Origin of the sequence: Actinomadura sp. KC06 (assembly GCF_004348735.1) — a bacterium.
Classification (GTDB): Bacteria; Actinomycetota; Actinomycetes; order Streptosporangiales; family Streptosporangiaceae; genus Spirillospora.
On record NZ_SMKT01000054.1, the window covers coordinates 41,980 to 49,893 of the forward strand.

Sequence of the window (7,914 nt, forward strand, 5' to 3'; positions counted from 1 at the left end):
GCTCCAGGACAAGACGGCCGTGATCTACGGAGCCGGCGGCGCCATCGGTCACGCCGTCGCCAGAACATTCGCACGCGAAGGGGCACGCCTCTTTCTCACAGGGCGCACCCTGTCGAAGGCGAAGGTACTGGCCAAGGAGATCGTCGCCGACAGCGGCGTGGCCGAGGCCGCGCAGGTCAACGCGCTCGACGAGAACGCCGTGACCGAGCACCTCGACACGGTAATCGAGAAGGCGGGGGGCATCGACATCTCGTTCAATGCCGTCGGGCTCCGCAACACCACGCTGCAGGGCGTTCCGCTCGTCGATCTCGACGTCGAGGAGTTCATGCGACCGGTCAACGAGCACGTGCGCGCCAACTTCTTGACCGCACGCCTTGCCGGCCGGCACATGGTCGCCAACGGCGCGGGCGTGATCATGACCGTGACCTCGCTTCCCTCCCGGATCGCCAATCCCCTCATGGGTGGCGTGGCCTTGGCCATGGCAGCCGAGGAAGCCCTGATCAGGGACCTTTCCGTCGAACTCGCGCCGTACGGGGTACGCGTGGCCGGCGTCCGGACCCAGGCCATGCCCGACAGCGGCACGATCGAAGAGGTCTTCGGCATCCACGCCAAGGCCCACGGGATCACTCGCGAACAGTTCCAGGCCATGGTCGCCGAGCGGACACACCGCAAACGCCTGCCGAGCCTTCAGGAAATGGCCGAGGTCGTCACGTTCATCGCCTCGGACCGGGCCGCTGGTATCGCCGGAACCATGGCCAACATGAGCCTCGGAGCCATCCCCGACTAGGACGCCGGGAGGAGCATGATCATGAACAAATTACAGGCAGGACCACGGTCGTTGTCGGCGCCCGCCGCGGCTTGGGCCGCGGCATCGCCGGCGCGTTCGCCGAGGCGGACGCATCGGTGATCGCCGTCGCTCGCACCGGTGGCCAACCAGGGGTCATGCGAAGGAGTCGATGAGTTTGGCGATGGCCTCGATGAGCTTCGTCCAGTCGTCCACTGCGTAGGTTGTTCCGCCCGTGAGGGCTGGTGCTGAGCGCCTGGAGTGCTCAGGTGCTGAGGCCGTTGGCTGCGGCGCGGGTCGAACTGGTTCACACGAAAGACCGGCGCTGTGGCCGGACATACCTCTCCATAATCAAGTACGGGTTATCCGCAACTCGCAGGTCAAGTCAGGTCAACGGCGCAGCCGCCAGCGAGACCGAGGCGCGGGCAGGCCTGGAAGCCGCGGGAGATGCGGCACAGCTTCGTCTCGGTGCTGTCAGGCGCGGGTGTGCCCATCGAGGAGATCTCGCGGCTGGCCGGGCACGAGAGCACCGAGGTGACCGAGACGGCGTACTGGCACCGGCCCGCCCTGCTGGGCGGAGCGGAGGCGATGGACGAGGTGTTCCCGGAAGAAGACCGCGAGCCTTAGTCACTCACTTGTTAGCGAGGGCCCGTTCCGAAGATCGGAACGGGCCCTTGAGCTGGGAGCCGCCTATCGGAATCGAACCGATGACCTATTCATTACGAGTGAATCGCTCTGCCGACTGAGCTAAGGCGGCGCGCCGTGCGGGACACGGCGGTTGAAGTCTACCGGGTCTGCGGGGGTGAGCGTGCACTGGTTATTCAGCGGCAGGTGGTGCCGTCCTTGGGCGGCTCGCCGGTGAGGAGGTACTTGTCGGCGGCGTCGGTGATGCAGTCGTCGCCCTGCAGGTAGGCGGTGTGGCCGTCGCCGTCGAAGGTGAGGAGGACGCCGCTGGAGAGCTGGTCGGCGAGGCTCTGGGACCACTTGTACGGTGTCGCGGGGTCGCGGATGGTTCCGATGACGACGATCGGCGCGGTGCCCTTGGCGGTGATGGGTTTCGGCTGTTGTTCGTTCTGGACGGGCCAGTAGACGCAAGGGAGGCCGCCCCAGACGACGAAGGCGCCGAAGCGGGGGGCGGTCTTCTGGGCTTCGGTCACCGACTTGCCGTAGGTCTTGACGTCTGGGGGGTTGGGCTTGTCGACGCAGTTGATGGCCATGTTCGCGTCGGTCTGGGTGCTGTAGGTGCCGTCTGGCTTGCGTTCGACCATCTCGTCCGCGAGCGTCAGGAGCATTGTGCCGTCCGCGTTCTGGATGGCCTGGGTGAGGGCTTGGCGGAGGAGGGGCCAGTACTCCTTGACGTAGAGGGCTCTGAGTATGCCCATGGTGGCCAGGGATTCGGTGACCTTGCGGGAGTCTCGGGTGTTCTTGAGCGGTGTCTTGTCCGTCTTGGCTAGGAAGGACGAAACGGTGGCGACAACCGCGTCGACGGAGTTGCCGAAGCGGCAGGAGCCTGCTTTGACACAGTCGCCGGCGAAGGCGCGCAGGGCCGTCTCGAAGCCTTTGGCCTGTTCGATCAGCATGTCGGTCGAGGACTGCTTGGGGTCGACGGCACCGTCCAGGACGAGGGCGCGGACGTTCTTGGGGAACTGTTCGGCATAGACGGCGCCCAGGTAAGTGCCGTAGGAGGCGCCGAAGTAGGTGAGCTTCTGGTCGCCCAGGGCAGCGCGTAGGACGTCCATGTCGCGGGCGGCGTTGACGGTGCCCACGTGTGGGAGTTGAGTTGTCGCCTTGGTCTTGCAGTTCTGGGCGAACTGCTTACCTTTGGCGACGAGCGCGTCCGTCTCTTTCTGGTCGTCCGGGGATGAGTCGGTGGCGAAGAAGTCGTCGAGCTGCGCGCCGGTGTTGCAGCGGACAGGGGCGCTCTTGGCGACGCCCCGTGGGTCGAAGCCGACGATGTCGAACTTGCTGCGCACGTCGTTTCCGAACGTCCGAGCTGCCTGGCGGACGAAGTCCGTACCGGAACCGCCGGGACCGCCGGGATTGGTGAGCAAGGAGCCCACGCGGTCGGACTCGTCCTCGGCGGGGAGCCTGATGACGGCGATGTCGACCTTTCCGCCAGACGGTTTGGTGTAGTCGAGCGGTACCTGGACGGTCGCGCATTGGAATCCGTCCCCGCAGTCCTTCCAGGACGGTTTCTGCTTGTAGAACGAGCCCAGGCCGGCCGGGACGCTCGCTGACGCGGTCGCGCTCTCGCCACCGTCGTCGCTGCATCCGGTGACCGCCGCCATCGTCAGCACGGCGACCACGCTGATGAACTTCGATGCCCGCACTGGGACCCCGTCTCGTCGTAACGCCACGTACGCCGTCGCCTACGCTACGTCGACACGGCGTCCGGGGCTACTTCTGTCCGTAGTCGTGTTCTATGCCGTCGAGCAGCCAGTTGAGGCCCCGCTCGAAGTTCGCGCGCCCGTAGAGGCCTCGCTCGAAGACGGGCTTGAGGTGCGGGAACTCGCCGCTCTCCAAGAGCGTGCGGACGTACTCCCGCTCCAGGAGGCTGGTGTGGGCGCGCTCCAGGCCGTTCTCACCGATTTCTTGGACGTGCTGCTCCCGCAACGTGTAACCCAGCATGTAGTAATCGAGAGTGGTGATGATGGCCACCATGCTCTCTGGGTCATCGGTGAGCAGCGCCGCGGCGGCCAGGGACTGCTCTGCATGACGCAGACCGTTCGGCCCTACGCGCGGGGAACGGTGGGCGAGCTCGAACATCCAGGGATGCCTGAGGCCGGTCTCGCGCTCCTTGTGCGTGATCTGGAGGAACGCCTCGCGCCAGTCGTCCGGCAGGTCGTCCTTGATCAGCGCCTCCTCCGCGACCTCGTCGTACATGAGGTCGAAGATGTCGTCCTTCGCGTCGATATGGGTGTAGAGGCTCATCGCCCGCACGCCCAGTTCGCTCGCGATGCGGCGGATCGACACGGCTTCCAGGCCGTCGGCGTCCGCGACCTTGATCGCGGTCTCGACGATCGCCTCCCGGGTCAGCTTCGGGCGACGCCCGCCGCGCGGACGCGTCCAGACGTCGCCTGACCTCGCCGAACCTGCCACGACAAAGATCTTACGCGATACACCGTATCGATACGGTGTACGGATTCTGAGTTACGGTGTACGGTAGTACCGATACAGCGTACGGATTCGGAAAGGCGGCCGGATGACCAGCGCAACGACCGCGCCTCCCGCCGGCAAGGAGGGCATCGACCCGCACCTGCGCAACCTCGCGGTCGTTGTGCTGCTCGGCGCGATCATGACGGTCCTCGACTCCACGATCGTCAACGTCGCCGTCGCGGCGCTGGGCCAAGACTTCGACACCTCGTTGTCGACGATCCAGTGGGTCGTGACGGGCTACACCCTCGCCCTGTCCATGGCGATCCCGCTGACCGGCTGGTCGGTGCAGCGGTTCGGCGCCCGGACGATGTGGCTCGTCTCTCTGGGACTGTTCATCGGCGGCTCCCTGCTCTGCGGGCTCGCATGGTCGGTCCCCTCGCTGATCGCGTTCCGCGTCCTACAGGGCCTCGGCGGCGGGATGCTGATGCCGGTCGGGCAGACGATGCTCGTCCGGGAGGCCGGGCCTGGGCGGATGGGCCGCGTAATGAGCGTCGTCTCGGTCCCCGCGATGCTCGCGCCGGTGCTCGGCCCCCTTCTCGGCGGCGTGATCATCGACAATCTGAGCTGGCGGTGGATGTTCTTCGTCAACGTCCCGTTCTGCGCGATCGCGCTGTTCGCCGCCGTGCGGATGCTGCCGCGCGACACCGACCGCAGCGCGGACGCCCGGCTGGACGTCCTCGGCATGCTGCTGCTGTCCCCCGGTCTGGCGGCCCTGGTGTACGGGCTGTCGGAGGCCGGGAACGGGGCAAGTCTCACGGGCGCGGGTTTCCTTACCAGCGTCATCGCCGGAGGCGTCCTGGTCACCGCATTCGTCGCGCACGCGCTGCGGAAGGGGCAGGGTGCGCTCATCGACCTGCGCCGATTGAGTACGCGGGCGTTCACGGCCGCCACCGGGGGGCTCTTCCTGTACTGCGGCGCGATGTTCGGCCTGATGATCCTCATTCCGCTGTTCGCGGTGATCGTCCGCGGCGAGTCGGCCCTGGACGCGGGCTGGCTGCTGGCCCCGATGGGCGTCGGCGCGATGATCACGATGCCGGTGTCGGGACGGTTGGTCGACAGGTTCGGTGGACGATGGTTCGCCGTGGGCGGCGTCCTGTGCGTCCTCGCCGGCGCCCTGGCGCTCACCGCCCTCGCCCCGGGGACCGGCCGCGGCATGATCATGAGCACGATGTTCCTCGTCGGGCTCGGCCACGGCATGATCGCCCCCAGCCTGATGTCGATGGCCTATCAGGGCCTGCCTCGCGAGGCGGTGCCCGCGGCGACCACCGGTGCGAACATCCTGGTCAGGGTGGGCAGCTCGTTCGGCACGGCGGCGATGGCGGTCGTCCTGCAGATCGCCATCCGCGACGAGATCTCCGGCGCATCCGGCAACCTTTCCGAAGCCGCCGCACAGCACACGGCACAGACGCCCGCCCTCCTGACGAACGCCTTCACCGAGACGTTCTGGTGGGCGGCGGCGATCCTGCTCCTCGCCCTCCTCCCAATCCTCGCCGTCCCCCGCAGGCCAAAGGAGGTCCCGCTGACCAAATGAGAACACCCTTCGAGGTGAAGGACTCTTCGAGACCACGGCCGACGGTGGCATCGGATGCCAGCCCCGAGTGACTCCGGGGGAAGCAGTGACCAGCGTCGTTGCAGGCCAACCATGTGCCGGGCTAGCGGCGACCTCCTCGTCGCGGATGAGGTGCTCGCACTCCCTGCCGCAGCGGACTCGTCCACGCGCGAGGTCCTCATCAGGTCAATCACTGACGTCGAAGATGGCGACCACCAGCTCTAAAGGACAGGATGCGGGGTCCGATGCGGGGACGACCGCGGGGGCCACGGTCACGCCCTCGCCGCCGCAGCGGACGCGTCCGCGCGAGGTCCTCGTCAGGTCCTCACTTACGTCGAGGATGGCAACGACCAGCACAGGGACATGTGCGGGGCTCGATCCGGGAGGACGACGACGGCGGTCACGTCCCAAGGCGCGCTGGGCAACGTCCAAGGCGCGCTAGGTGACGTCCAAACCGGGTTAGGAGCCGGAGGCAGCCGCGGCCCGGCACCCTCGCGCACGTATGCCGGGCCGCGACGTCTAGGCGCGCCGGCCGCGCCGTGACCTGTTTGGGGACAGCACATCCGCCACCGGCACGCGTTCATGGGCGCAGGAACCGCGCGGCAACGTCCGGCGGGTCGGCTGCAGCGACGAATAGCCGCCGAACCCGCGCCAGCTCGTAGCCGCGCCAGTATCCCGGCTCGTTCTCCTCAGCGTGGAAAGTGTCCGCAATGTCACCGGATGGGCGTGCAGCAATGACGTACGCCTGGCTGCGGTCTGCCTGCGGTCTGACTCGCGACCTCGTACCCGTTGCCGCGGATCATGACGGCTGTCGTTGTATCGCCCGTGATCGTCTGGCCCGGTTGGGCAGGAATCGCACCCTCGACGTGGGGCTCGCCGGGCGAGCGGGGCTCACCGTCGCTGGGTGGCCTGGGTGGCCTGGGTGGATGCGGTGGCTGCGGTGGCGCTGCCGCTGTTGCGAGAACTGGCGTTGGGTCGGGCTTCAGCGGTGACCGGCTCGTTGGGGCTTGTATGGCCGTATCTGGGCGGGTTTCTCGAAATAGGTGATGGAGCGGCGAGGTTGCCCAGGCATGAGCACATCTCAGAAGACCAGGATTCGGATCGAGAAGAGCGGCAAGCGCGTCCGGGCTTATCTCGGGGGTCGGCTGGTGGCGGACACTACAGGGCCGTTCCTGGTGTGGGAGGTCCCCTACTATCCGACCTACTACTTCCCTGAGGCGGACGTGCGGGCCGAACTCGTCGAGGAAGGGCCGGGCAAGCGGTCGCCGAGTCGGGGCGACGCAACCGCCTACACGGTGAAGGTGGACGGCGCCGAAGCTCCGGGCGGGGCGCTCCGGTATGCAGAGTCGCCCATCGAGGAACTGCGTGGTCTCGTCCGCCTGGACTGGGAGGCGATGGACGCCTGGTTCGAGGAGGACGAGGAGATCTTCGTCCATCCGCGGGACCCGTATACGCGCGTGGATGTTCTGGCGGCTTCGCGGAATGTCCGGGTCGAGGTTGACGGGGTGACGGTCGCGGAATCGTCCAGCCCGAGGCTGCTGTTCGAGACGGGACTGCCGGTGCGCTACTACCTGCCGAAAACGCATGTCCGGATGGATCTGCTCGAGCACACGGAAACAGTGACGCGCTGCCCTTATAAGGGCACTGCTGAGTACTGGTCGGTGCGCGCGGGCGGGAATGTCCACGAGGATCTGGCGTGGTCGTATTCCACCCCGCTGGACGAGAGCCGCAAGATCGCCGGGCTTGTCTGCTTCTACAGCGAGAAGGTCGACATATTCGTCGACGGCGTCCTGCAGCCCCGCCCATCTGCGGGGTAGCCGATTGTTGTCACTTCGCCGACGATCAGACTGTGCGCGCGGTGGACGCAGACCCGGTCCGCCGCGCGTGAGGTGAAGGCGGTGCAACGATCGCCAGCAGCGCGCCAGCCCCGTCGTCCATGGCGACCTTAGGGGTGCAGGTCGGCCGTCGAGAAATCGTGAGCGCGTGGAGTTTGCTGCGGTTCGCTAGAACCACCCGGCCATGAACTGCACGCGGCGGATGGGCGGGCTGGTCCTTGCGGCGACGGCCGCCATCACCTCCAGCGCGCCGGCCCGCCGTCCGCCCCTGCTGAGGTCATCGCCGAGGACGCGATGGAACGCGGGACGACTGCTGTGTATCGGAGGCTTGGGTCACAAACGACATGGCGGACGTGCGGAGTGGGTGAATTGACCATCGAAGAAACCGCCGAGGCGCGGATGAAGGACGCCCCGGATGGTGCCGAATGTCGATGCGCCGCTCGATCCAGGGTGGGTCCAGGCCCAGCGAGCGCGACACCTCCTCGCTGGACACCCGCCGGTCGCGAGGACGCGAGTCGTCTGTCGAAGAACGGCTTGTGCGTAGGGGTTGCGGGTGTGTTGAGGGGCAACAGACGTACTGCGTGTGGGGC

At 67.0% G+C, this 7,914-nt stretch carries 6 protein-coding genes and 1 tRNA gene; 4 read left to right on the plus strand and 3 right to left on the minus strand.

Annotation, left to right across the window (positions count from 1 at the left end):
• The first annotated feature begins 19 nt into the window (after window positions 1–19).
• Window positions 20–787, plus strand: a complete 768-nt coding sequence (locus tag E1287_RS19000; RefSeq protein ID WP_207934307.1) for an SDR family oxidoreductase — start codon at window positions 20–22, stop codon at window positions 785–787.
• Window positions 788–1,231: 444 nt separating this feature from the next.
• Complete coding sequence (locus tag E1287_RS19010; RefSeq protein WP_131966302.1) at window positions 1,232–1,411, plus strand: tyrosine-type recombinase/integrase; 180 nt, start codon at window positions 1,232–1,234, stop codon at window positions 1,409–1,411.
• A gap of 57 nt (window positions 1,412–1,468) precedes the next feature.
• Here E1287_RS19010 and E1287_RS19015 read toward each other — a convergent pair.
• The 3 genes from E1287_RS19015 to E1287_RS19025 form a co-directional block, all read right to left on the minus strand.
• Window positions 1,469–1,541, minus strand: a tRNA-Thr gene (locus tag E1287_RS19015).
• 64 nt (window positions 1,542–1,605) lie between these two features.
• On the minus strand, window positions 1,606–3,114 hold the full coding sequence (locus E1287_RS19020; protein ID WP_243719189.1) for an alpha/beta hydrolase: 1,509 nt from the start codon (window positions 3,112–3,114) through the stop codon (window positions 1,606–1,608).
• Window positions 3,115–3,181: 67 nt separating this feature from the next.
• Window positions 3,182–3,883, minus strand: coding sequence for a TetR/AcrR family transcriptional regulator (locus E1287_RS19025; protein WP_165969087.1), 702 nt, complete (start codon window positions 3,881–3,883; stop codon window positions 3,182–3,184).
• Window positions 3,884–3,986: 103 nt separating this feature from the next.
• Here E1287_RS19025 and E1287_RS19030 point away from each other — a divergent pair, with 103 nt between their 5' ends.
• Together E1287_RS19030 and E1287_RS19035 are read left to right on the plus strand one after the other, a co-directional pair.
• Complete coding sequence (locus E1287_RS19030) at window positions 3,987–5,471, plus strand: DHA2 family efflux MFS transporter permease subunit (RefSeq protein WP_131966304.1); 1,485 nt, start codon at window positions 3,987–3,989, stop codon at window positions 5,469–5,471.
• A gap of 1,088 nt (window positions 5,472–6,559) precedes the next feature.
• On the plus strand, window positions 6,560–7,306 hold the full coding sequence (locus E1287_RS19035) for a DUF427 domain-containing protein (protein WP_131966305.1): 747 nt from the start codon (window positions 6,560–6,562) through the stop codon (window positions 7,304–7,306).
• Window positions 7,307–7,914: the final 608 nt, after the last annotated feature.